At 69.3% G+C, this 23,742-nt stretch carries 22 protein-coding genes; 11 read left to right on the forward strand and 11 right to left on the reverse strand.

What is annotated here, in order from left to right:
• Nucleotides 1–4: 4 nt before the first annotated feature.
• From LCN96_RS09595 to LCN96_RS09605, 3 genes are all read right to left on the reverse strand, one after another.
• The gene (locus tag LCN96_RS09595) at nt 5–307 is read right to left on the reverse strand and encodes a helix-turn-helix domain-containing protein (RefSeq protein ID WP_225272237.1); all 303 of its coding nucleotides are present in this window, start codon (nt 305–307) and stop codon (nt 5–7) included.
• A 220-nt stretch (nt 308–527) separates the two neighbouring features.
• A complete protein-coding gene (locus LCN96_RS09600; RefSeq protein WP_225272238.1) occupies nt 528–1,346 on the reverse strand; it encodes an ABC transporter permease in 819 nt (272 codons plus the stop codon).
• On the reverse strand, nt 1,343–2,284 hold the full coding sequence (locus tag LCN96_RS09605) for an ATP-binding cassette domain-containing protein (RefSeq protein ID WP_225272239.1): 942 nt from the start codon (nt 2,282–2,284) through the stop codon (nt 1,343–1,345). The genes LCN96_RS09600 and LCN96_RS09605 overlap by 4 nt, the downstream gene beginning before the upstream one ends.
• Before the next feature lie 79 nt (nt 2,285–2,363).
• Here LCN96_RS09605 and LCN96_RS09610 point away from each other — a divergent pair, with 79 nt between their 5' ends.
• On the forward strand, nt 2,364–3,134 hold the full coding sequence (locus LCN96_RS09610; RefSeq protein WP_225272240.1) for a TetR/AcrR family transcriptional regulator: 771 nt from the start codon (nt 2,364–2,366) through the stop codon (nt 3,132–3,134).
• A gap of 3 nt (nt 3,135–3,137) precedes the next feature.
• Here LCN96_RS09610 and betA read toward each other — a convergent pair whose 3' ends face one another.
• From betA to LCN96_RS09635, 5 genes are read right to left on the reverse strand one after another with little or no spacing between them, the layout of a single operon-like run.
• Nucleotides 3,138–4,763, reverse strand: coding sequence for a choline dehydrogenase (gene betA / locus LCN96_RS09615; RefSeq protein ID WP_225272241.1), 1,626 nt, complete (start codon nt 4,761–4,763; stop codon nt 3,138–3,140).
• Nucleotides 4,760–5,707: an ABC transporter substrate-binding protein gene (locus LCN96_RS09620; RefSeq protein WP_225272242.1), complete on the reverse strand. Its 948-nt coding sequence runs from the start codon at nt 5,705–5,707 to the stop codon at nt 4,760–4,762. The genes betA and LCN96_RS09620 overlap by 4 nt, the downstream gene beginning before the upstream one ends.
• The gene (locus LCN96_RS09625) at nt 5,704–6,684 is read right to left on the reverse strand and encodes an ABC transporter substrate-binding protein (protein ID WP_225272243.1); all 981 of its coding nucleotides are present in this window, start codon (nt 6,682–6,684) and stop codon (nt 5,704–5,706) included. Before LCN96_RS09625 ends, LCN96_RS09620 begins: the two co-directional genes overlap by 4 nt.
• Entirely contained in the window at nt 6,681–8,597 is a 1,917-nt protein-coding gene (locus LCN96_RS09630; RefSeq protein WP_225272244.1) for an ABC transporter permease, read from the reverse strand. The genes LCN96_RS09625 and LCN96_RS09630 overlap by 4 nt, the downstream gene beginning before the upstream one ends.
• Nucleotides 8,594–9,634, reverse strand: a complete 1,041-nt coding sequence (locus LCN96_RS09635) for a quaternary amine ABC transporter ATP-binding protein (protein WP_225272245.1) — start codon at nt 9,632–9,634, stop codon at nt 8,594–8,596. Before LCN96_RS09635 ends, LCN96_RS09630 begins: the two co-directional genes overlap by 4 nt.
• Before the next feature lie 339 nt (nt 9,635–9,973).
• Here LCN96_RS09635 and LCN96_RS09640 point away from each other — a divergent pair, with 339 nt between their 5' ends.
• From LCN96_RS09640 to LCN96_RS09655, 4 genes are read left to right on the forward strand one after another with little or no spacing between them, the layout of a single operon-like run.
• On the forward strand, nt 9,974–12,625 hold the full coding sequence (locus LCN96_RS09640) for a nitrate- and nitrite sensing domain-containing protein (RefSeq protein ID WP_225272246.1): 2,652 nt from the start codon (nt 9,974–9,976) through the stop codon (nt 12,623–12,625).
• The gene (locus LCN96_RS09645; protein WP_225272247.1) at nt 12,622–13,044 is read left to right on the forward strand and encodes a roadblock/LC7 domain-containing protein; all 423 of its coding nucleotides are present in this window, start codon (nt 12,622–12,624) and stop codon (nt 13,042–13,044) included. The genes LCN96_RS09640 and LCN96_RS09645 overlap by 4 nt, the downstream gene beginning before the upstream one ends.
• Before the next feature lie 14 nt (nt 13,045–13,058).
• Complete coding sequence (locus tag LCN96_RS09650; RefSeq protein WP_225272248.1) at nt 13,059–13,427, forward strand: DUF742 domain-containing protein; 369 nt, start codon at nt 13,059–13,061, stop codon at nt 13,425–13,427.
• Nucleotides 13,408–13,974, forward strand: coding sequence for a GTP-binding protein (locus LCN96_RS09655; RefSeq protein ID WP_225272249.1), 567 nt, complete (start codon nt 13,408–13,410; stop codon nt 13,972–13,974). The genes LCN96_RS09650 and LCN96_RS09655 overlap by 20 nt, the downstream gene beginning before the upstream one ends.
• 38 nt (nt 13,975–14,012) lie before the next feature.
• Here the strand turns inward: LCN96_RS09655 and LCN96_RS09660 are convergent, their stop codons facing one another.
• Together LCN96_RS09660 and LCN96_RS09665 are read right to left on the reverse strand one after the other, a co-directional pair.
• Nucleotides 14,013–14,972, reverse strand: coding sequence for an SIS domain-containing protein (locus LCN96_RS09660; protein WP_225272250.1), 960 nt, complete (start codon nt 14,970–14,972; stop codon nt 14,013–14,015).
• Entirely contained in the window at nt 14,969–15,988 is a 1,020-nt protein-coding gene (locus LCN96_RS09665; protein WP_225272251.1) for a hypothetical protein, read from the reverse strand. The genes LCN96_RS09660 and LCN96_RS09665 overlap by 4 nt, the downstream gene beginning before the upstream one ends.
• A 381-nt stretch (nt 15,989–16,369) precedes the next feature.
• Here LCN96_RS09665 and LCN96_RS09670 point away from each other — a divergent pair, with 381 nt between their 5' ends.
• From LCN96_RS09670 to LCN96_RS09685, 4 genes are read left to right on the forward strand one after another with little or no spacing between them, the layout of a single operon-like run.
• Entirely contained in the window at nt 16,370–17,491 is a 1,122-nt protein-coding gene (locus LCN96_RS09670; protein ID WP_225272252.1) for a polyamine ABC transporter substrate-binding protein, read from the forward strand.
• A 39-nt stretch (nt 17,492–17,530) separates the two neighbouring features.
• Complete coding sequence (locus LCN96_RS09675) at nt 17,531–18,370, forward strand: ABC transporter permease (protein ID WP_225272253.1); 840 nt, start codon at nt 17,531–17,533, stop codon at nt 18,368–18,370.
• Nucleotides 18,363–19,142: an ABC transporter permease gene (locus tag LCN96_RS09680; RefSeq protein ID WP_225272254.1), complete on the forward strand. Its 780-nt coding sequence runs from the start codon at nt 18,363–18,365 to the stop codon at nt 19,140–19,142. Before LCN96_RS09675 ends, LCN96_RS09680 begins: the two co-directional genes overlap by 8 nt.
• Nucleotides 19,129–20,178, forward strand: a complete 1,050-nt coding sequence (locus LCN96_RS09685; RefSeq protein ID WP_225272255.1) for an ABC transporter ATP-binding protein — start codon at nt 19,129–19,131, stop codon at nt 20,176–20,178. The genes LCN96_RS09680 and LCN96_RS09685 overlap by 14 nt, the downstream gene beginning before the upstream one ends.
• On the opposite strand, the gene LCN96_RS09690 is transcribed toward LCN96_RS09685, so the two are convergent.
• Complete coding sequence (locus tag LCN96_RS09690; protein ID WP_225272256.1) at nt 20,172–20,777, reverse strand: TetR/AcrR family transcriptional regulator; 606 nt, start codon at nt 20,775–20,777, stop codon at nt 20,172–20,174. The two genes, LCN96_RS09685 and LCN96_RS09690, sit on opposite strands and share 7 nt — an antisense overlap.
• Nucleotides 20,778–20,902: 125 nt before the next feature.
• On the opposite strand from LCN96_RS09690, the gene LCN96_RS09695 reads away from it, so the two are divergent.
• A complete protein-coding gene (locus LCN96_RS09695; RefSeq protein ID WP_225272257.1) occupies nt 20,903–22,174 on the forward strand; it encodes a glycosyltransferase in 1,272 nt (423 codons plus the stop codon).
• Nucleotides 22,175–22,209: 35 nt separating this feature from the next.
• Nucleotides 22,210–23,607, forward strand: coding sequence for an aminobutyraldehyde dehydrogenase (locus LCN96_RS09700; RefSeq protein WP_225272258.1), 1,398 nt, complete (start codon nt 22,210–22,212; stop codon nt 23,605–23,607).
• The last annotated feature ends 135 nt before the right edge of the window (nt 23,608–23,742 follow it).

Below are 23,742 nucleotides of genomic sequence, written 5' to 3' on the forward strand. Positions count from 1 at the left end.
TCTCTCACGCCACCGTCAAGTGGAGATCGTCGATGTCGATGGACACGTCCAGGGTGCCGCCCAGGGCTTCGGCGTAGGCCGCCAGTCTGGAGACTTTGATGTGGGGGAGCATGGCCGACTCGATGGCGGACACCCGCTTCTGGCTCACACCCATGCGCTCGGCGACGACCTGTTGCGTCAGGCCCATCCTTCTGCGAATCTCAGCCAGGCGCAGCCCGGCCATCCTGCGGGAGGCCCGCCGGCGGATCTCCTCCATCTCGCCGGGCTCGTCGAAGATCTCGGCCAGCGCGCTGTCGTCGTACTTCACTTACCCTCCTCCTTGCGGTCGAGCCAGCCCTGGTCGCGTCGCAGGGCGACGTCGATCAGCTCGCCGTAGAACTCCTTGCTGTCCAAGTTGCGCTTGTCTCCATGAGACAGCGGCCGCCGGAAGCCTGGTGCCAGCTGGAGGAGTACCGTGACGGCCTCCGCGATCTCATGTGCAAGCCTTGATGCTGGAGCTGTTTCGTCATGCTGGAACGGGCGACCCGTCAGCGATCCAGGCGCTGGTAGAGCCGTACGGACAAGACGAAGAACACCGCCGTGATCACCACCGGCCAGACCACGGCCATCAGGATCGCGTGCTGGGCCACCCACGAGTCCCCGCCCCAGCCCGGGTTCCCGAACAGCTCCCGGGCGGCCGCCACCGTCGAGGACAGCGGGTTCCACTCCGACAGTGTGCCCAGCCAGCCCGGCATCGTGTCAGGGGCGACGAAGGCGTTCGACAGGAAGCCGATCGGGAACTCCAGGGTCTGCACCGCCACCACGGCGCCCGGGTCCCGGTTGAGCAGGCCGAGGTACATGCCGGCCCACAGCAGGGAGAAGCGCAGGAGCAGCAGCAGGCCCACCGCGCCGAGCGCGCCCTCCAAGGTGGCCGGGCGCCAGCCGACCGCCAGGCCGCAGGCCAGCAGGCCGGCCAGAACGAGCACCGAGTTGAGCAGGTCGGCGATCGCGCGGCCGATCAGGACGGCCGACGGGGCCATGGGCATGGAGCGGAAGCGGTCGGTGACGCCCTTGGAGGCGTCGGTGGTGACGGCGATCATGGTGGCGCTCAGGCCGAAGAGCATCGTCATGCCGTACATGCCGGGCATGAGGAAGGCGAAGTAGTCCGCCCCCTCGGGCACCCGCACGGCGCCGCCGAACAGGTAGCCGAAGGCCAGGGTGATGACGATGGGGAAGGCGATGCCGAACACCACCGTCATGGGCTGGTTGGCCCAGTGGATCAGGTCGCGGCGGGCGACCGTCCAGCCGTCGGCCAGGGCCCAGCGCAGCCGCGTCAGCGGGCCTTCCGCGAGGGTCGTCGTGGTCATCGGGTGCCACCTCCGGAGGCGCTGGTGAGGTTGAGGAAGACTTCGTCGAGGGTGGGGCGGCGCACCGCCACGTCCTCGGCCTCGATCCCGGCCGCCGCGAGGGCGGCCAGGACCTCCGTGAGCGTCTGGACGCGCTCGCTCACCGGCGCGCTGACGTGCCGGGTGTCGCGATCGACCTCGGCGGGCCCCGTCGCGACCCGGCCGATGATCTCGGCGGCCCGCGCCAGCAGCCCGGGGTCGTGCACGACCACGTCGAGCCGGTCGCCGCCGAGCTTGGACTTGAGCTCGTCCGGGGTGCCCTCGGCCACCACCCGGCCCGCGTCGATCACCGAGATGCGGTCCGCGAGCTGGTCGGCCTCCTCCAGGTACTGGGTGGTCAGCAGCACCGTGGTGCCGCCCGACACCAGCTCGCGCACCGCCCGCCAGATCTCCGCCCGGCTGCGCGGGTCGAGCCCCGTGGTCGGCTCGTCGAGGAAGAGCACCGGCGGCGCCAGGATCAGCCCGGCCGCCAGGTCGAGCCGGCGGCGCATGCCGCCCGAGTACTCCTTGGCGGGCCCCTGGTGCTCCAGGCCGAACTGCTCCAGCAGCTCGGTCGCCCGCGAGCGGGCCTCGGCCGTGCTCAGGTGGTAGAGGCGGCCGAACAGCTCCAGGTTCTGCCGGCCGGTCAGCAGCTCGTCGACCGCGGCGTGCTGGCCGACCAGCCCGATGGTGCGGCGTACCTGGCGCGGCTGGGTGGCCACGTCGAACCCGGCGACCTCCGCGCGCCCGCCCGAGGGCCGCAGGAGCGTGGTGAGGATGCGGACGGCCGTGGTCTTGCCCGCTCCGTTGGGGCCGAGCAGGCCGTAGACCGTGCCGCGGCGCACGTCCAGGTCGATGCCGTCCAGCGCCGCCTGCTCGCCGTACGTCTTGCGCAGTCCCTGCGCGAGTACCGCTGTCATGCTGTCACCCTTCCGAATCGTACGTCGTACCGTACACAATACGGACTGCATCGGCAACCGTACGGTGTACCGTACGAAGGTGACAGTTGAGTTCTCGGGGAAGGGCGACCCCGCCCGCAGCCTCGCGCTGCTCTGGCGCACCAGCGAGCGCACCAGCCGCAAGGGCAAGCCGGAGCTGAGCGTCGACCGCATCGTGCGCGCCGCCATCGAGGTGGCCGACGCCGAGGGGCTGCAGGCGCTGTCCATGCGCCGCGTGGCCGAGCGGCTCGGGGTGGGGACGATGTCGCTCTACACGTACGTACCGGGCAAGCCGGAGCTGTTCGACGTCATGCTCGACACGGTCTACGGCGAGACCGCCAGGCCCGACGACGTGCCGGGCGGCTGGCGGGGCAGGCTGGAGCAGATCGCCAGGGAGAACTGGGCGCTCTACCTGCGCCATCCGTGGCTGCTGCAGGTGGCGGCCAACCGGCCGGTGCTCGGGCCCAACGTCACCGCCAAGTACGACTACGAGCTGCGCGCGGTCGACGGCATCGGCCTGACCGACCTGGAGATGGACTCGGTGATCACCCTGATCACCGGCTTCGTGCACGGGACGGCCAGGGGTGCGGTGGAGGCGGCGCAGGCGGAGAGCATGACGGGGATCACCGACGAGCAGTGGTGGGCCGCGCACGCGCCCTTCCTCAGCCGGATCGCCGACACCGCCCGCTACCCGACGGCCGCCCGGGTGGGGCAGGCCGCCGGTGAGGCGCTCAACGCCGCCTACAGCCCGGAGCACGCCTTCGAGTTCGGCCTGCAGCGGGTGCTCGACGGCGTCGAGGTGCTGGTGAACCGGCGTAACCCGGCCGGCTGACCCTCACCGGTGCCGGTAGAAGTCCACCGGCTCCGGCGGCAGTGGCGTGTTGCCGAGGATCAGGTCGGCGGCCTTCTCGGCGAGCATCATGACCGGCGCGTAGATGTTGCCGTTCGTCACGTACGGCATGGCCGAGGCGTCCACCACCCGCAGCCCGTCGAGCCCGTGCACCCGCATCGTGTCGGGATCGGTCACCGACCGCTCGTCGGTGCCCATCCGGCAGGTGCACGACGGGTGCAGCGCGGTCTCGCCGTCCTTGGCGACCCAGGCGAGGATCTCCTCGTCCGTCTGCACCGACGGGCCGGGTGAGATCTCGCCGCCGTCCAGGCCCGCCCACGCCGGTTGCGACAGGATCCGCCTGGCGTGCCTGATCGCCTCCACCCACTCCCTGCGGTCCTGCTCGGTGGACAGGTAGTTGAAGCGCAGCGCGGGCTTGCTGCGCGGGTCGGCGGAGGTGATGCGGACCGAGCCGCGGGCGTCGGAGTACATCGGCCCGATGTGCACCTGGTAGCCGTGCCCGCCCGCCGGGGCGGAGCCGTCGTAGCGGACGGCGATCGGCAGGAAGTGGAACATCAGGTTCGGGTAGGCCACCTCGTCGTTGGAGCGGATGAACCCTCCGGCCTCGAAGTGGTTGGTGGCACCGGGGCCGCGGCGCAGGAAGAGCCAGTTCGCGCCGATGAAGGGGCGGCGCCACAGCGCCAGCGAGGGCTGCTGCGAGACGGGCTGCCGGCAGGCGTGCTGGACGTAGACCTCCAGGTGGTCCTGGAGGTTCTCGCCGACGCCCGGCAGATCGTGCACGACGTCGATGCCCAGCGGCTCCAGCAGCGCCCGCGGGCCCACGCCCGAGAGCTGGAGCAGCTGCGGGGTGTTGATGGCGCCGCCGCAGAGGACGACCTCGGCGGCGTCGACGCGCTCGCCGTCGCAGAGCACCCCGACCGCGCGGGTGCCCTCGAAGAGCACCTTCTCCACGAACGCGCGGGTCCTGACCGTGAGGTTGGGCCGGTGGCGCACGGGGTGGAGGTAGGCGCGGGCGGCGCTGAGCCGGCGGCCGCGGTGGATGTTCCTGTCGAAGGCGGCGAAGCCCTCCTGCCGGTAGCCGTTGACGTCGTCGGTCAGCGGATGGCCTGCCTGCTGGACCGCCTCGAAGAACGCCTCGAACAGCGGGCCGCGCGCCGGGCCGCGCTCCAGCTTGAGCGGGCCGTCGCCGCCGCGGAAGGAGGTGCCGGGGTCGGCCAGGCAGCTCTCCATCCGCTTGAAGTACGGCAGGCAGTGCGCGTAGTCCCAGTGCTTCATGCCCGGGTCGGCGGCCCAGCGCTCGTAGTCGAGGGGGTTGCCACGCTGGAAGATCATGCCGTTGATGCTGCTGGAGCCGCCCAGGACCTTGCCCCGGGCGTGGTAGATCCGCCTGCCGTTCATGTGCGGCTCGGGCTCCGACTCGTACTTCCAGTCGTAGAACCGGCTGCCGATCGGGAACATCAGCGCCGCCGGCATGTGGATGAAGACGTCCCACAGGTAGTCGGGCCGCCCCGCCTCCAGCACCAGCACCGACGTCGAGGGATCGGCGCTCAGCCGGTTGGCCAGGGCACAGCCGGCCGAGCCGCCGCCCACGATGACGTAGTCGAACCTCAACGGGGGATCCAGTCCTTCCACACGATCTTGTTCTCGTCCACCCACCGCCGCGCGGCGTCCTCGGCGCTCAGCTTGTCGTTGACCATGAAGCCGGCCACGGTGTTCTGGTCGTCGTTGGTCCAGTTGAAGTTGCGCACCAGCTCGTACGCCTGCCCGCCCCGCTCCGCGAACCGCCGGCTGACGATCTTGTCCAGCAGGTACGGCGGATAGTCGCAGGCCACCGCGGACGGCACGTCGTCACAGCCCACGGCGTAGGCCGGGAGCGCGACCTTGACGAGTTTGACCTTGGTGAACAGCCATTGCGGCTCGTAGAAATACATGAGCAGCGGTGTCCGATTCTTCGTCGCCGCCTGGGCCGCCTTGATCAGCGCGGCCTCGCTGCCCGAGTAGACGACCTGGTAATTGAGCTTGAGGTTCTTGACGAGAGCCTCGTCATTTGTGACGAATGTCGGATCTCCGTCCAGGACCTGTCCGGCATTTCCGGTTTTTTCGGTCCGGAAGAGAGGGGCGTACTTATTGAGGTTTCGGTAGTCCGTAATGTCGGGATACTTTTTGGCCATCCACTCCGGCACGTACCAGCCGATCACTCCCTTGTTGCCGGTGAGACCGGCCGACAACGCCACCTTCTTCTCTTCGATGTACTCCTTCTTCCAGTCGTTGTGACCCCAGCTCTCCACGATCACATCGACCTTGCCGGTCTCGAAATCGCGCCAGGACTGGTCCTCTTTCACGGCCCGCTTGTTGACCCGGTAACCCAGCTCGTGCTCCAGCAGGTACGCCAGCACGGCGGCCTGGGCCTCGTACCCGACCCAGGCGTGGATGTCGATGTTGACCGTGCCCTTGGCCTGGGCCGTGGACTCCGGCTCGCCGCTGGAGCAGGCCGCCAGGAGCAGGGCCACGACGAGCATGCCGGAAAGCGTCTTGGCGCGCGGGGCGGTGATCACTTGGGTATCCAGGCCTGCCACTTGGCCGTGTTGGCCTCGACCCACTTCTTGGCGGCCTCCTCGCCGGTCATGCCGTTGTTGGTCATGTCGTCGGCGACGGCGTTCTGGTCCTCGTTGGTCCAGTTGAAGTTCTTGACCAGCTCGTACGCCTTCCCGCCGGTCTGCGCGAACTTCGTGCTCACGATCTTGTCCAGGTCCATCTCCGGGTAGTCGCAGGCCACCTTCTTGGGGTCGGCGTCGCAGCCCTCGGTGTAGGCGGGCAGGTTGACCCGGACCAGGTCGGTCTTGCTGAACAGCCAGTGCGGGTCCCAGAAGTAGAACAGCAGCGGCTTCTTCTGCTCCTGCGCCTGCTGGGCGCCCTTGATCAGGGCCGCCTCGCTGCCGCCGACGACGACCTTGTAGTTCAGCTTGAGGTTCTTGATCAGGGCTTCCTCGTTGCTGACGTACGACGGGTCGCCGAACAGGAGCTGGCCCTTGTCACCCGACTCGGAGGTCTTGAACAGCTCCGCGTACTTGTTGAGGTTCTTGTAGTCGGTGATGTCGGGGTGCTCGTCGGCCATCCACTTGGGGATGTACCAGCCGATGACGCCCTTGTTGCCGGTGGAGCCCGCGACCTGGGCGACCTTCTTCTCGTCGATGAACTGCTTCTTCAGGTCGGGGTGACCCCAGTTCTCGATGATGACGTCCACGTCGCCGGTCTCGAAGCCCTCCCAGGCGAGCTGCTCCTTGATCTCGGGCAGCTCGACGGTGTAGCCGAGCTCGTTCTTCAGCAGGTACGCCACGACGTTCGCGCTGGCCTCGTACCCCACCCAGGGGTTGATCGCGATCTTTACGGTGCCGCCCGCCGCCGAGGCGGGGGCGCTGGATCCGGGCGCGGGGGCGGAGGTGCCGGAGGTGCTGGTGTCGACGGTGGCCCCGCCGCAGCCCGCGGCGGCCAGTCCCAGCACGACGAGGCCTGCGAGCAGGCGAATCTTCATGTGAGCTTCCTCTTTCGGGGGGAAGGACGCCTGTCGGCGCCCTGCGTGATGCGGTCGAGCATGACTCCGAGCAGGACGGTCGCGACGCCCGCGACGAAGCCCATGCCGAAGTCGGTGCGCTGGGAGAACCCGGTGACCACGTCGTAGCCGAGGGCCCCCGCCCCGACCAGGCCACCGACGACCACCATGGCCAGGGTCATCACGATGCCCTGGTTGGCCGCGAGCAGGATGGCCCGCCTGGCCATCGGGAGCTGCACCTTCCACAGGAGCTGGCCGGGGGTGGAGCCGGCCGAGAGCGCCGCCTCGACGACCGGGGCGGGCACGGCCTTGATGCCGTCCTCGACCAGGCGCACCACCGGCGGCACCGCGTAGATGACGGAGGCGAAGATGGCGGTGAACCTGGTCGTCTCGAACAACGCCAGCGCGGGCAGCAGGTACACGAAAGCGGGCATCGTCTGCGCGGCGTCCAGCAGCGGCCGCTGGACGGCCGAGTAACGCGGCGAGCGGGCCGCGGCGACGCCGAGCAGCAGGCCGATGACGAGCGTGGCCAGCACCGCGACGGCGACCGTGGTCATCGTCTGCATGGTGTGCTCCCACACGCCGAGCAGCGCGATCGCCAGCAGGCAGCCCAGCGCGGTGAGCGCGGGACGCACGCCGCTGACCCGCCAGGCGACGGTCAGCACGGCCAGCGCGACCAGCCACCACGGCGCCGAGGTGAGCAGCGACTCCAGCGGGTTGAGCAGGAGGTGGGAGGTGGTGTCCTTGATCCACGTGGTCACCGCGAACCAGTTGTCCTCGGCCCAGCGCACGGCGTCGTTGACCTCGGCGACCAGGTTGAGCGTGAGGCTCTCCGGCCAGAGCTTCGGCAGGACCGGGATGAGCGCCAGCCCGGCGGCCGCCAGCACGCCGGCGCCGACGAGGCGGGCGCGGCCGATCCTGGCGTGCGGGTCGCGGCGCGCGACCGCCATCATCATCCGGTCGAGCACCACCGCCATGACGACGACGGCGATGCCGGCCGGCAGCATGATGCCGACCTGCGCCCTGGACAGGCCGCGGATGATGTCGCCGCCCAGCCCGGGGGCCGAGATGAGGTTGGCGATGACGACCATGGACAGCGCCATCATGATCGTCTGGTTGATCGCCAGCGCCATCGTGGGCCTGGCCAGCGGCAGGTAGACCTTGAACAGCGTCTGCCGCCGCGTGGCGCCCAGCGAGGCGGACGCCTCGACCGCCGTGGGGGAGACCCCCGAGACGGCCAGGGCCGTGATGCGGATGGCGGGCGGGATCGAGTAGATCATCGTCGCGATGGCCCCGGCCGGCGCCCCGATGTGGAAGAACAGCGCGAGCGGCGCCAGGTAGGCGAACGTCGGCATGATCTGTATGACGTCCAGCACCGGCGTGACCGCCTTGCGCACGCGGGCGTTGAGCCCGGCCCACACGCCGATCGGGATCCCGATCGCCAGCGACAGCAGCACCGCCACCGCGACCAGGGCCAGGGTGTCCACGCTCGACTCCCACAGCCCCAGCACGCCGAACGCGCTGACCCCCGCCACCGCCAGCAGCGCGACCCGCCAGCCGCCCGCCAGCCAGGCCAGCGCGCCCATCACGCCGGTGATGCCGGGCCAGCCGAGCGCGTACAGGACGGTCTCGAACAGCGTGTAGAGCGAGCCCACGAAGAGCCGGATGTAGTTGAGGAAGTACAGGAAGAGGGGGTTGTCGTTGCGGTGGTCGTCGATCCACTCGCGCAGCTCCGTGACGGCCAGGAACTGCGGCGCCTCCTTGTCGTGCGGCAACGTCCCCGTGCCACGGAAGACCAGGTACGCCGCCACGAACAGCACCGCGACCCCCGCCGGCGCGGCCCAGCGCGGCAGCCCCGCGAGCCGGGTGGGCGACGGGACGGCCGTGCTGCTCATGCCGCGGCCTGGCCCGACAGGAAGGCGAGCAGGTCCACCCGGTCCACCACGCCCACCAGCTCGCCGCCGTCCTCCACCCTGATCGGCCGGGACGAGGAGGAGGCGACGCCGACGGCGTCCTTGATCAGGGTGGTGGCCGGTAACGCGGGCCCGTCGAGCGGCTCGCCCGGCTCGGGGTCGCGGCTGATCCAGCGCAGGGTCAGCACGTGGCTCCTGGGCACGTCGCGCACGAAGTCGGCCACGTAGTCGTCGGCCGGCGCGCCCACCAGCTCCTCGGCCGTGCCGAGCTGCACGATCGAGCCGGCCCGCATGATGGCGATGCGCTCGCCCAGCTTGAGCGCCTCGGACAGGTCGTGCGTGATGAACACCATCGTCTTGCCGACTTCCCGGTGCAGCCTGATGACCTCTGCCTGCATGTCGCGCCTGATCAGCGGGTCGAGCGCGCTGAACGGCTCGTCGAACAGCATCACCTCGGGCTCCACGGCCAGCGCCCTGGCCAGGCCCACCCGCTGCTGCATGCCGCCGGAGAGCTGGTCGGGGTAGGCGTCGGCGTAGCCGTCGAGGCCGACGAGCGAGAGGATCTCGCCGGCGCGCGCGTGCCTGGCCTGCTTGGCGGTGCCCTGGATCTCCAGCCCGTACGCCACGTTGTCGATCACCTTGCGGTGCGGCAGCAGGCCGAAGTGCTGGAAGACCATGCTGACCCGGTGGCGGCGGATCTCACGCAGGCGGGCGGGGGAGGCGGCGCGGATGTCCTCGCCGGCGATCCTGATCTCACCGGCGCTGGGCTCGATGAGCCTGGTCAGGCAGCGGACGAGGGTGGACTTGCCGCTGCCGGACAGGCCCATGACGACGAAGACCTCGCCGGGGCGTACCTCGAAGCTCACGTCACGGACGGCGGCGGTGCAGCCGGTCTTCTCCCTCAGCGCGGCGGGTTCGAGGTGTCTGTCCTCGCTGTCCAGCACTTTCTGTGCCTTGGAGCCGAAGATCTTCCACAGGCCCGCAACGGTGATTGCCGCGTTGTCGGGAGAAACTCCCACACTCGCCTCCTCGTTTGACGTGGCTCAACATATGTCGCCAATGGCGAGATTCTCAACGCCGCGGCTGTCAAGAGATGGCGGAGGGTCAACCGTGTTACTCGATTGGAACGCGCTAATCGCCCATAAGTGGACATTTATTCTGTTAAAGGTTTATTTCGTGTCGATGGTGCTTCCGGCATGGAGCGCCAGGTTCTATCCTCATGAGTCACGCGAACCATCTTTTGTCGCGTTATGTTCGCTTGGCCACGAGCCATCTGGTGTGTTCAAATAACCGGCACTTGCTGATTTCCCCCAGGACACAGACTCCTCAAATACGCCGATTCGGGCGAGGTGCGTGCGGTGAGTAGAGAGCTGGGCGTCAAGCAGGCCAGCGAGAGCCGCTGGCGGCTGCGCAATTGGCGTGTCCGGGCACGACTCGTCGCCCTCATCATGGTGCCGACGGCGGCGGCCGTCCTGCTGGGCGGCATCCAGGTGCTCGCCTCGACGTCCGCGGCCTCCGACTACGCGCGGACGAACCAGTTCGCCCGGCTCTCCGCCGAGCTGGCCGGGCTCACCCACCTCGTCTCCGGCGAGCGCGCCAGGACCGCCTGGTACATCGCCCGCAACCGGCCCGCCGACGGGCTGTCCGAGGTGCAGGCGCAGATGGACCAGGTGGACCTGGCGGCCAGGACGGTACGCGGCATCGCCGGGCAGCTCATGACCGAGTCCACCGGCCGTACCGCCGACCAGCTCGAGAACCTGCTCAACCGGCTCGACGACCTCTCCTCCCTGCGCAAGCAGGCGCTGGAGGCCAACCTGCTGCCCGGACCGGCCGTGGAGCTCTACACCACGGTCGTCGACGACCTGCTCTCGGTGCACAACGAGCTGGTCAAGGGCAGCGTGGACGACGAGCTGTTCCGCCAGACGAGCATGCTCGACGGGCTGGCCCGCGCCAAGGAGAGCGTCTCCTACCAGCAGGCGCTGGTCACCGTCGTGCTCGTCGAAGGCGCCTTCGACCAGGACCAGCTCAAGCGCTTCCTCGGCGAGCAGTCCGTGGAGGCCACCGAGCGCAGAGGCTTCGCCGCCGAGGCCACCGCGGAAGAGCGGCGCCTGTTCGACGAGACCGTCAACGGCAGATCCGCCGACCGCATGTTGTTCCTGCGCGAGCTGGTGCTGATCAGAGCCACCAAGGGGCTGCCGCTACGCGGCCTCGACCAGGCCAGGAAGGACGACGCCACCGAGTGGTTCAACGCGGCCGGCGTGGTCGTCGACTCCATGCGCAAGGTCGAGGAGCGCCAGGCGCAGGGCATCGTCACCCGCAGCGAGGCGCTCAGCGCCGACGAGCGGAGCCGGGCGTTCCTGACCGCCGGCGCCGTGCTCGCGCTGCTCGTCGCCATCCTGCTGATCACCACCGGAGTCGCCCGGTCACTCGTCCGGCCGCTGCGCCGCCTGCGCGGCGAGGCCCTGGAGATCGCCGGGCGGCGGCTGCCCGAGTTCGTCCAGCACCTGCGGGAGACGCGCGACGGCGAGGTCACCGCCGAGGTGCCGCCCATCGGGATCTTCTCCAAGGACGAGGTGGGCGAGGTCGCCCGCGCCTTCGACAAGGTGCACCGCGAGGCCGTGCGGCTGGCGGGCGACGAGGCCAAGCTGCGCTCCAACGTCAACGCCATGTTCGTCAACCTCTCCAGGCGCAGCCAGACGCTGGTCGAGCGGCAGCTCACCCTGATCGAGCGGCTGGAGCAGGGCGAGCGTGACGACGCCCGGCTCGGCGACCTGTTCAAGCTCGACCACCTGGCCACCCGCATGCGCCGCAACAGCGAGAACCTCCTCGTCCTGGCTGGCCAGGAGGCGGCCCGCAAGTGGAGCGAGCCCGTCGAGCTGATGGACATCGTGCGCGCCGCCCTCGGCGAGGTCGAGAGCTACGACCGGGTCAGCATCCAGGTGCAGTCCGACGTCGCCATCGCCGGGCAGGCCGTCACCGACGTGGTGCACCTGCTGGCCGAGCTGGTCGAGAACGCCGTCTCCTTCTCCTCCCGAGACACCAAGGTGATCATCTCCAGCAGCCGGATCGACGGCGGCAGCCTGATGATGTCGGTCACCGACAACGGCATCGGCATGGCCCAGGACGAGCTGGCCGAGGCCAACTGGCGGCTGGCCAACCCGCCCGTCGTGGACGTGTCGGTGTCGCGGCGGATGGGGCTGTTCGTGGTCGGGCGGCTGGCGCTGCGGCACAACATCCGCGTGCAGCTCAGGCGGCAGGACATCGGCGGGCTGACCGCCATGGTGCTGATCCCGCCGATGTTGCTGACCGCGGTGCCGGGGGCGGATCCGCGGGTGCAGGTGCCGCGGCAGGGCGGTGGGGCAGGGCCGATGGACAGGCCGATGGACAGGCCGATGGACAGGCCGATGGACAGGCCGATGGAGCCGCCGCTGGAGCCGCCGCTGGACGTGCCGCGTCCCGGCTCGGTGCTCCGGCCGCTGCCCTCCTACCCCTCCGCGCCGCCGGTCGAGCCCAGCGGGTACCCGTCGTTCGCCACCGGAGGGCATCCGTCGTTCGACACCGTGCCACCCGCGCCCGAGCCGTCGTCCTGGTTCAGCTCGGCCCGCCCGCACTCCTCCAACGGGCAGTCACCCGCGGACCTGCCCCCCGTCGCGGCCCCGCCCACGGGCGAGGAGTACCTGCCGATCTTCGCCTCCGTCGAGGAGGAGAGCGGCTGGTTCAGCAAGCCCGCGCCCACCGCCGACCACCGCGACACCGCCTGGACCACCCCATCGGACCAGGCCTGGCAGGCCGCCGACGCGACGGCGGAGCCCGCCAACGGCGGTACCACGAGCTCGGGCTTGCCCAAGCGCACGCCGCGAGCGAACCTGGTACCGGGGACCGCGAGCCCGCAGCCGCCGCCACCCGTTCCCGGGCCACCGGTGTCCCCCGACCGTCTCCGCAGCAGGCTGGCCAGCTACCAGCAGGGCATGCGCAAGGGACGCGCCGAGCTCGACGAGGAGGACTCATGAAGGAGCTGAGCCAGGCCGCCAGGGACATCAACTGGCTGGTCAGCGGCTTCGTCGAGGAGGTCCCCGGCGTCGCGCACGCCGTCGTCGTCTCCGCCGACGGCCTGCCCATGGCCTACTCCAGAGGCTTCCCCAAGGACCGCGCCGACCAGCTCGCCGCCATCGCGGCCGGCCTGGTCAGCCTGACCGGGGGAGCCTCACGGGTCTTCGAGGGCGGCGGTGTCACCCAGACCCTCATCGAGATGGCACGCGGCCTGATGCTGGTGATGTCGATCAGCGACGGCTCCTGCCTCGCGGTGCTGGCCGCACCCGACTGCGACATGGGCCTGGTCGCGTACCAGATGACGATCCTGGTGGAGCGCGCGGGGCAGGTGCTCACACCTGCCGTACGGGCGGAGCTCTCCGCCACGCGCCCGTGGTGAATGGGGAGTGAACCATGGCATCGTGGCACAACGGCGAGCAGGAACCCGAACGAAGTTCGCTCGTGCGCATGTACGCCGTCACCGGAGGGCGCACCAGCCCGCGTACGGACCTGGCCATGGAGGCCCTGGTCTCGTCGGCGACCTCGGCGCAGCTCGGCACCACGTACGCGCGCGAATACCGGGCGATCAGCGAGCTGTGCCGGCAGGTGCGCTCGGTCGCGGAGATCTCCGCGCTGCTCAGCGTGCCCATCGGCGTGGCGCGGGTGCTGGTCGCCGACATGGAGGCCGACGGGCTGGTCAAGGTGTACCAGCCGCAGCTTGAGGCGGGCCTGCCTGACAGGGGCCTGCTCGAAAGGGTGTTGAGTGGACTTCGCAGGCTCTAGCCGGCTCACCTCCACGAAGATCGTCGTGGCGGGCGGATTCGGCGTGGGGAAGACCACGTTCGTGGGCTCCGTCTCCGAGATCATGCCCCTGACCACCGAGGCGGTGATGACCGACGCCTCGCACGGCATCGACGACCTCGGCCACACCCCCGGCAAGACCACCACGACCGTGGCCATGGACTTCGGCCGGGTCTCGCTCGACCAGGACCTGATCCTCTACCTGTTCGGCACGCCGGGGCAGCGGCGGTTCTGGTTCATGTGGGACGACATCGTGCGCGGCGCCATCGGGGCCGTGGTGCTGGTGGACTCCCGGCGGCTGGCCGACAGCTTCCCCGCCGTCGACTACTTCGAGGACTCCGCGCTGCCGTTCGTGATCGGGCTGAACGGCTGGGACGGCGAGTTCCCGCACATCGAGAGCGAGGTGCGGGAGGCGCTCACACTCTCCCCGCACGTGCCGATCGTGCGGACGGACGCGCGTGCGCGGCAGGCCGTCAAGAACACCCTGATCACGCTGGTCGAGCACGCGCTGACCGTGCGGTCGTACTGATGCGCCACCCGGCCTGACGCGCTACCGGTCCTGATGCGTTACTGGGCTGACCACCAGTAGGCGGCGACCAGCTCCGCCACCAGCGTCTCCGTGAGCAGGGCGACGTCCGGGTCCTCGTCGTCGGCGTACCTGATCGCGGCCGTCGCGTCCGGCACCTCGGGGCCCACGGTGATCACCGTGGAGCCGCGCCGCCGCACCCAGTCCATGGCCTGATCGTCGTAGCGGGAGCCGGGGAACAGCAGCGCGCGGTAGTCGAGCGTCTTGGTCAGGTACACGTCCACGTGCGACCAGTCGCCGCTCTCGCACGCGTCCGCCGGGCGGCGCGGGCCCTCACGGAACATCAGCGCCGACTGCTCCGCCGACGACAGCCGCTCGGCGGGGGCGATCGTGTAGACGCCGTTCGGGCCGTCGAGCAGCTCCATCGTCAGTGGCAGCCACTCGTCCCTGCGGTCCAGCAGGTCGGCGGAGGCCTTGGCGGCCCGGTCCAGCAGGGCGGGCAGGTCGTTCGCGCGGCCGGTCAGCTTCGACTCCAGCGCCAGGAGGAGGGCCAGCGTGTGCTGGAACGTGCGGCACGCGACGCCGCCGCGCTCCTCGCCCGCCCGCAGGTCCACCACCAGGTCGGCGGCCTCGGCCAGCGGGGAGCCCGGCTGGTTGGTGACCGCCGCCACGAAGGCGGGGCCGCCCGCGTACCTGGCTGTGGCGTCCATGGTCTCCCTGCTGGAGCCGGTGGCCGAGATCGGGATGACCAGGGTGCCTTCGGCGTTCGGCAGGCTCGCGGCGGCCGAGGCGTACTCGGCGTGCGCGTTCACGCCCAGCGTGCGCAGCCGCAGGGCCGCCACGCCTGCGGCGTAGCGGGAGCTGCCCATGCCGAGGAACAGCACGCGGTCGATGCGTTCCGGCAGGTGGAGGAAGGGGTCCCCGGTACGCAGAGCGTCGGCCAGGGCCGCCAGATGGGCCGGCTTGGACTCCAGGTCGGAGAGGTAGAGCTCAGAATTCACGCGATGTTCTCCTTGCGAAGGTCTGCTCCGTACCAGGTGCGCAGGACGCCCATGGGGGCGTAGCGCCAGCGGGGGAGGTGGCGGGCGGCGTAGATGAGCTCGCGGCACTCCTGCTCCACCTCGAACGGGCGGATCAGGGTCTCGTCCAGCAGGTCCGGGCGGTGCTTGGCGGCCAGGCGTTCTCTGTACGCGGTGAGCAGGGCTGCTCTGGCCCTGTTCGCCCAGGCTGCGGCGTCGGCCGGTGGGGTGGATCGTCTTCTGATCGCCACCTGGGCGACGTGTTCGAGGCTGGTGGTGAGCTGGGCCACGTCCCTGGCCGCCGGTTGGTGGAGGTCGGCGTCGGTGACCGTGGGGTTGCCGTCGAAGTCGATGACGGCGTAGCCGTCGCGCCACCGGAGGATCTGGCCCACGTGGAGGTCGCCGTGGATCCTGATCCGGGGGGTGGTGGTGGGGGTTTCCAGGGCTGCCAGCTCCTGGCGCATGGCCGGTGCCGCGGCGGCCAGCCACTCGCCGTCGTCGCCGCCCGTCAGCTCCAGCGCTTCGGCCAGTGCCTCGTACGCCCTGGTCGCCGTACGCGTCGCGCCGGGCTCCGCCGTACGCCCTCTCGCCGCACCGGCGCCAGAGCGGTCGCCGCGAAGGGCATCGTTACGCTCGCCCTCGCCCTCGCCCCCGGCCACGGTTACGGCAGCCGGGCCGGCCGGGGCGGTGGGCGGCAGGGTGGACAGGGCGAGGTGCAGGTCGGCGGCCAGGCGGCCGAGCTCCGTGGCGAAGGAGACCGAGCCCGCCACCGCCTCGTCCACGCACCACTCCCACCCGTCCCGAGCCTCGGGCAGATACCCGGTGACCAGAGCCAGAAGGTGCTCGCGCCCGTCCAACACCCCGGTCAGAGCCGCGTAAGGCGGCGCAGTGTCGTTGAATCCTGAATCAACGAGGTGCGCGAAGATGTCGGGGGTGGGATGCGGGAGCGGCACGGGTGGCGTGAGCCACTTGACCACGACGCGCTCGCCGACCACCACCGAGTAGTTGGTCTGGTCGACGTGTGATCCGAAATCCCGTTCACCTGGGGCCCCAGTGTGGAGATCTCCAGGACCGTGCGAGAAGGTGGGCAGCGGGAGGAAGCGTCGTACGGCGAAGGGCGGTGGCACCTCGTCCGCCAACTGCGCCAGGAGCGCGGCTGTGAGCCCTCGATCTCGCGCGGTGAGGGGCCTCTCACCGAGAGAGATCAAGCGACGACTTATTGAATCCCAATTCAACAGGTGGACCAAACTTCCAGGTAGCAATGTCATCAAAAGTCTTGCTCATGTTGATTTCTGCTGCAACACTCCTGGTCTGGTCCGCTGTGTCCGGTAAGGTCGCGCGACCCCTCAAACAGCCAAATTTCAGAAGGAGTAGCGGCCGTGTCCCGTACCCGGTTCACCCGTCGTCTCCCGGCCGCCGCCGCGGCGGCCGGACTCGCGCTTGCCGTCGCGGCGTGCGGCGGTGAGTCGTCGTCAAGCTCAGATGGCACGACGGTAGCGGCGGCCGACCAGCTCAAGCCCAACGCGGACCTCTCCAAGCAGTCTGTGCAGATCACGGTCTGGGACGGTTACACGCCCAAGGAGCTGCCCCAGAAGGCGATGGAGCAGCTCAAGATCAAGAACGTGCAGATCCAGTTGCACGAGACCAACGAGGTCGCGATGACCAAGCTCACCGCCCCCGGTGACAGCGGCATCGACGTGGCGTTCGTCTCCGGCCAGTACGCCCAGGCGCTCAACGAGCAGGGCCTGCTCGAGCCGATGCACCACGAGTTGATCCCCAACCTGGCCAACCTCTACCCCGAGGCCACCCAGCTCTCCTACGACAAGGGCAACAAGTACTCCGTCCCCTACACCTGGGGCACGACCGGCATCTGCTATCGCAGCGACCTGGTGAAGTCCGAGCCGACGAGTTGGAACGATCTGCTGAAGCCCCCGGCCTGGGCCGACAAGAAGGTCACCATGCTCGCCACCGAGCGCTGGCTGGCCCTGCCCGCCCTCAAGTCCCTCGGCTACTCGATCAACACCGACAAGGACGAGGAGCTGGAGAAGGCCAAGGAGCTGCTCGTCGCGCAGAAGCCGCACCTGCTGCGCTACGACGACACCACCTTCGGCGACCGGCTCGTGTCCGGCGAGGCCGTGATGGCCGAGGCGTGGGACGGCTGGTGCCCGACGACGGACCCGAAGGGCAACATCAAGTTCGCGGTGCCGAAGGAGGGCAGCGACCTCTGGGTGGACACCATGGTGATCATGAAGTCCTCCAAGAACAAGGAGGCCGCGCACGCCCTGATCAACTACATCCTCAGCCCCGAGATCCACTCCTGGGCCGCCGAGAACATCAACTACAAGGTGCCCAACAAGGCCGCCATGGAGCAGGTGAAGATCGCCAAGGGCTCGCTGCTCGGCACCACGCCGGCCGAGCTGCTCGCCGGTGAGGCCGCCATCGACCTCGGTCAGGCGTCGACCAAGTACACCCGGCTCCAGCAGGACGTCACGGCCAGTTAAGCCCTTGTCACTGTGAAGTCGAAAGTCAAGACCCAGCCAGTGTCCCGCTCGCGCGGGCGCTGGCTGGGCGCGTTCGTTTTCCTGTCGCCAGGGCTGGCGTACCTGGTCGTGCTCATGCTGGTGCCGCTGGCGCTGGTGTTCAGCTACACCGTCTTCCAGCGTGGCCGCTTCGGCGGGGTCGTCTACGAGTTCACCACCGAGAACTTCGAGCGGCTGTTCGACCCGCTCTACCTCAGCGTGCTGGGCGACTCGCTGAAGATCGCGGCGATCACGACGGTGGCCGCGCTGCTCATCGGCTATCCGACGGCGTACCTCATCGCGCAGCTCCCCCGCAGGTGGAAGACGCTGGCGCTGGTGGCGATCGTGCTGCCGTTCTGGACGAACTTCATCATCCGGGTCTACGCCTGGACGATCCTGCTGAGCGGGCCGGGGCTGGTGAACTCGGCGCTGGCCAAGCTGGGGCTGGGGCCGTTCGAGCTGCTCTACAACCAGGGCACGATCGTGGCCGGATTGCTGTACTCGTACCTGCCGCTGATGGTGCTGCCGCTGTACGCCGCGATCGAGAAGCTCGACCCGCAGCTCCGCGAGGCCTCGGCCAACCTGGGCGCGTCGGGGTTCACCACGTTCCGCAAGGTGACGCTGCCGTTGACGGTGCCGGGCGTGCTGACCGGCAGCCTGTTCGTGTTCGTGCCGAGCTTCGGCAACTTCGTCATCCCCGAGATGCTGGGCGGCAACAAGTCGATCATGGTGGGCAACCTGGTCAGGAACCAGTTCCTGTCGGCGCGCGACTGGCCCTTCGGCGCCACGCTGTCGCTGGCGCTCATCGCGGTGCTGGTCGTGCTGCTCATCGTGCAAGCCTGGGCGGCCCGCCGTGCGTAGACCGAAACTGCTGTACGTGCCGTTCTGGCTCTCGTACGTCTTCCTGTATCTGCCGATCGCCGTGCTCGTCATCATGTCGTTCAACTCGGGCGAGTCGGCGTACACCTTCGACGGCTTCAGCCTCAAGTGGTACGGCGTGCTCGCCGAGGACGAGCGGATCCTGGACGGCCTGGTCAACACGCTGATCGTGGCCACCGGCTCCACCGTGATCGCCACCGTGCTCGGCACGATGATGGCCGTCGGCCTGGCCAGGTTCACCAAGTCGAAGATCATGGACGCGCTCGCGCTGATGCCCGCCGTGCTGCCCGACCTGGTGCTGGCCATCGGGCTGCTGGTCTTCTACGGGACGATCCAGCTCACGCTCGGCCTGTACTCCGTGGTGCTGGCGCACGCCCTGTTCTCGATGGCGTTCGTCGCGGCGGTGGTGCGCACCCGGCTGACCGGCGCCGACACCTCGCTGGAGGAGGCGTCGCGCGATCTGGGGGCGGGGCCGGTGGTGACGTTCATGAAGGTCACGCTGCCGCAGCTGACGCCGGGCATCGTGGCGGGGGCGCTGCTGGCGTTCACGTTGTCGCTGGACGAGTTCGTGATCGCGTACTTCACGATCGGCAACAACGAGCAGACGCTGCCGATCGTCATCTACTCAATGATCCGTTTCGGGGTCACCCCGAAGATCAACGCGCTGGCGGCGATCCTGCTCCTCGTGAGCTTCACGGCGGTGATCGCCGGGCAGCGCCTGACCAAGATCGGGGAGTCGCGTGCTCAAGATTGACGGGATCTCCCGCAGGTTCGGGAGCGTCACCGCGCTCGACCAGGTATCGCTGGAGATCGAGCAGGGTGAGTTCTTCGCCCTGCTCGGCCCCTCCGGCTGCGGCAAGACCACGCTGCTGCGCATCATCGCCGGCTTCGAGACGCCGGACGAGGGCAGGGTCACGCTCGACGGCGAGGACCTGCTGTCCCGGCCGCCGAACCGGCGGCCGATCAGCCTCATGTTCCAGTCGTACGCGCTGTTCCCGCACCTGACGGTGGCCAAGAACGTGGCCTACGGCCTGGAGCGGGAGAAGCTGCCCCGGCAGGAGATCAAGCAGCGGGTCGGCGAGGTGCTGGAGACCGTGGGGCTGTCCGCGCACGCCTCCCGCAGGCCCGCCCAGCTCTCGGGCGGCCAGCGGCAGCGGGTGGCGCTGGCGCGTTCCATCGTCAAGCGGCCCCGGCTGCTGCTGCTCGACGAGCCGCTGTCGGCCCTGGACAAGAAGGTCCGCGCCGACATGCAGCTGGAGCTGAAGCGGCTGCAGCACGAGGTGGGCATCACCTTCGTGGTCGTCACGCACGACCAGGAGGAGGCCATGTCGCTGGCCGACCGCATCGCGGTCTTCGACAGCGGCACCGTGCGCCAGGTGGACGAGCCCATCCCGCTGTACGAGCGGCCCCGCTCGCCCTTCGTGGCCGACTTCGTCGGCGCCAACAACCTCTTCCGGGGCGAGGCCAGCGGCCTCGACGGCATCAAGAGCGAGCAGTTCGGCATGCTGGCCGGCACTCCGCTGGCGGAGCTGGAGGCCGGCGCGGCGGCGCTGCTGGCCATCCGGCCGGAGAAGATCGAGCTGGCGGACGGCACCGCGGCCAGGGGCCTGGCAGGCGACGTGCTGGACGTGAGCTTCTACGGCGGCGTCTCACACATCTCCGTGGAGGTGCCCGACCACCCCAAGCCGGTGCTCGTGGCCGTGCAGGGGGCCGCCTCCGTGCGTCCCGGCGCCAAGGTGAAGGTGCGCTGGAACGCCGAGGACGCCGTCATCATGGCGGCCGATCAGTGATTCAGGTCGTTGCCCGTGGCGGCGCGGGCGTAGGACAGGATGAGCTCGGCCGCCTCGTCAGGGCCGATCAGGGGGTGCCTGGCCGTGATGCGGTAGCCGTAGGCGTCCTCCAGGGCCACCAGGTTGCGCGCGATCGTCAGCGAGCCGGCGCTCAGCCTGAACACCCCCAGCGCCGCCCCGGTGTCCAGGATCGCCTGGTACATCGACACCTGCCGGTCGTAGAGGGAGGTGAGCAGCACGCCGTAGACGCGGATGCGGCCCGCGGCCCCGCCCAGCTCGTTGAGCAGGCGCACGTCCGGGTCGAGCGGCCCGGTGGGCAGCCCCGACCTGATCGTGACGACCAGCTTCTCGACGGGGTCGGTGAGCGTGGCGAGCTGGCGCAGCCGTTGCTCGTAGAAACGCTCCATGCCCGCGTGCTGCGCCTCGACGAGCAGCTCGCTCAGATCGGGGTAGTGGTAGAGCACGGCGCCCGAGGTCAGGCCCGCCTCCTCGGCGACGTGCGACAGCTGTACACCGTCGATGCCATGGCGGATGATGGCCCTGCGTGCGGCCTCGATCAGATCGAGCCGCCGGTCGCTGCGGCTTTTGCGCTGAGCCACCCTCACCACCTTCACTCGTTTGGCTGCTGTTCAGTTAGCCGTGACCATAGTGCCCTTAAGTTGACCTTCACGCTAGATCCGTTTTTGAATTCCTCTTCAAATTGACGAGTTCCCCCGGAGTCGCGATGTCTCTCACGTTCCTGTTCATGCCGGAAAGCGCCTACGGCCCCACCAACAACTCGATCGGCATCGGCGACATTCTGCGCCGCCGCGGCCACCGCGTCGTCTTCGCCGCGGAGGCGTCCTGGAAGGGCAAGCTCGAAGCGCTCGGTTTCGAGGAGGACCTGGTCGACCTGGCCCCGCCCGCCGAGGAGGAGCAGGAGCAGGACCCCGGCCAGTTCTGGAAGGACTTCATCCGCGAGACCGCGCCGGAGTACCGCAAGTCCACGCTGGAGCAGCAGGAGACCGTCACCAAGCCGATCTGGGAGAGCCTGATCGACGGCGTGAAGTACTGCGAGCCGCAGCTCAAGGCCATCATCGAGCGGGTGAACCCGGACGTCATCGTCGAGGACAACGTGATCACGTTCCCGGCGCTGCTCACCGCGGGCAAGAAGTTCGTCCGCATCGTCTCCTGCCAGCCGCTCGAGATGCGCGGCGAGAACATCCCGCCGGTCTTCTCCGGTCTGCCCGCCGGCGACCGCTCCGAGTGGGACGCCTTCCGCGCCGAGTACGAGCGCACCCACCGCGAGCTGTGGACCGCCTTCAACGAGTGGTGCGTCGAGCAGGGCACCGCCCCGCTGCCCGACCTCGACTTCATCCACGAGGGCGACCTGAACCTCTACGTCTACCCCGAGATCCTCGACTACACCGACGAGCGCCCGCTGGGCCCGGCGTGGCACCGCCTCGACTCCTCGGTGCGCGAGACGGAGGAGGACTTCACGCTGCCCTTCCAGCGGGGTGAGGGCTCGCTGGTGTACTTCTCGCTCGGCTCGCTGGGCTCCTCCGACGTGGAGCTGATGCAGCGGGTGATCGACGTGCTGGCCACCACCCCGCACCAGTACATCGTCTCCAAGGGCCCGCTGCACGAGGAGATCAAGCTGGCCGACAACATGTGGGGCGCGGAGTTCGTTCCGCAGACTAAGATCATCCCACTGTGTGACTTGGTCATCACCCATGGCGGCAACAACACGACCACCGAGGCGCTGCACTTCGGCAAGCCGATGATCCTGCTGCCGCTGTTCTGGGACCAGTACGACAACGCCCAGAGGGTCGATGAACTCGGCTATGGTGTCAGGCTCTCGACCTACACCTTCACCGACGAGGAACTCACGGGGGCGGTCGCCAAGCTGCTCGGCGACACCGAGCTGCGGGCGCGGCTCGCCGCCGCGGGCGAGGAGATCCGGCGTCGTGACGGCCTGCGCAAGGCCGCCGACCTGATCGAGCAGCTCGGCCAGTAGCACTCAGCACAACCCTGAGAGATGAAGTCTTCCTGATGCGTGAACTGATCAACCCCGCCACTGGCCTCGCATGTGCCGAAATTCCGGATACGCCGGTCGAGAAGGTGGCGTCGGCCGTACGCGCCGCACGCGCGGCGTTCGAGGAGTGGTCGCAGACCACCCCCGCCGAGCGCCAGCGGCTGCTGCTGCGCGTGGCCGACCTCGTGGAGGCCGACGCCGAGGAGCTGACCAGGCTGGAGGTGGAGGAGACCGGCAAGCCGGCCGCGGTGTTCAGGGACGGCGAGCTGCCGTTCGCCGTCGACAACCTGCGCTTCTTCGCCGGAGCCGCCCGCTCGCTGGACGGCACCGGCGCCGGGGTGTTCAGCCCCGGCTACACCTCGGTCCTGCAGCGCCGTCCCGTCGGGGTGGTGGGGTCGATCGCGCCGTGGAACTTCCCGTTCGTGATGGCCGTCTGGAAGGTCGGCCCGGCGGTGGCGGCGGGCAACGCCGTGGTGATCAAGCCGGCGCCGCAGACGCCGCGCACGACGCTGCGGCTGGCCGAGCTGTTCGCCAAGGCGGGCGCGCCCCACCACCTCGTGCAGGCGGTCACCGGCGCCGCCGCGGTGGGCCAGGCGCTGGTCACCGACCCCGGCGTGGACATGGTCAGCGTCACCGGCTCCACCGAGACCGGCCGGGCCGTGATGAGCGGCGCGGCGGCCACGCTCAAGCGGGTGCACCTGGAGCTGGGCGGCAAGGCGCCGGCGCTGGTGTTCGAGGACGCCGACCTGGCGGAGATGGCCCACGGCGTGGCCATGGGGGCGACGTACAACACCGGGCAGGACTGCACGGCGGCCACCCGCGTCTACATCGCCCGCGAGGTCTACGGCGAGGCCGTGGAGGCGCTTCGGGCAACTCTTGCCGAAATCTCCGTCGGCGACCCCTGGGACCCGGCCACGGACATCGGCCCGCTGATCTCCGCCGCGCACCGCGACCGGGTGCACGGGTTCGTCGAGCGGGCCGGTGGACGGGTGCTGCACGGCGGCTCCCCAATCGGGGGCCCCGGGTTTTTCTACCCGCCTACCTTGGTGACCGATGTCGCACAGACCAGCGAGATCGTGCAGGGAGAGCTGTTCGGACCGGTCCTGGTAGCGCTCCCATTCGATGGCGAGGACGAAGCGGTGCGGCTGGCCAACGACACTAGATATGGCCTCGCCTCGTCGGTGTGGTCACGTGACGTGGGGCGCGCGATGCGGGTCTCGCATCGGCTCGATGTCGGGGTGACCTGGGTCAACGATCACCTGCCCATCGCCAGCGAGGCGCCGCACGGCGGGGTGAAGGGCAGCGGGTTCGGCAAGGACATGAGCCAGGAAGCGGTGCAGGAGTATTCAGTGACGCGGCACCTGATGATCAAGCACGCGGCGCCGGCCGAGCGGGATTCTTTCCGGCCGGCCTAAAACACGTAAGGCGATATGCACCCAAAGTGCCCCTTTGGGTGCGCGTGATGGGATATGTTCGGTTGGCCGATCTGGTACGGGTTGTGTTCCAATTACCCAGCCGGACAGAATCCCATGCGCCCCACGCGTGTCTGA

The organism is Nonomuraea gerenzanensis (genome assembly GCF_020215645.1).
GTDB lineage: Bacteria > Actinomycetota > Actinomycetes > Streptosporangiales > Streptosporangiaceae > Nonomuraea > Nonomuraea gerenzanensis.

What these genes read in the sequence shown, in the direction of transcription:
- LCN96_RS09600 (WP_225272238.1), bottom strand. Translation starts at nt 1,346, where the DNA reads ATGACCACGACGACCCTCGCGGAAGGCCCGCTGACGCGGCTGCGCTGG.
- LCN96_RS09605 (WP_225272239.1), bottom strand. Translation starts at nt 2,284, where the DNA reads ATGACAGCGGTACTCGCGCAGGGACTGCGCAAGACGTACGGCGAGCAG.
- LCN96_RS09625 (WP_225272243.1), bottom strand. Translation starts at nt 6,684, where the DNA reads ATGAAGATTCGCCTGCTCGCAGGCCTCGTCGTGCTGGGACTGGCCGCC.
- LCN96_RS09630 (WP_225272244.1), bottom strand. Translation starts at nt 8,597, where the DNA reads ATGAGCAGCACGGCCGTCCCGTCGCCCACCCGGCTCGCGGGGCTGCCG.
- LCN96_RS09645 (WP_225272247.1), top strand. Translation starts at nt 12,622, where the DNA reads ATGAAGGAGCTGAGCCAGGCCGCCAGGGACATCAACTGGCTGGTCAGC.
- LCN96_RS09650 (WP_225272248.1), top strand. Translation starts at nt 13,059, where the DNA reads ATGGCATCGTGGCACAACGGCGAGCAGGAACCCGAACGAAGTTCGCTC.
- LCN96_RS09695 (WP_225272257.1), top strand. Translation starts at nt 20,903, where the DNA reads ATGTCTCTCACGTTCCTGTTCATGCCGGAAAGCGCCTACGGCCCCACC.
- LCN96_RS09700 (WP_225272258.1), top strand. Translation starts at nt 22,210, where the DNA reads ATGCGTGAACTGATCAACCCCGCCACTGGCCTCGCATGTGCCGAAATT.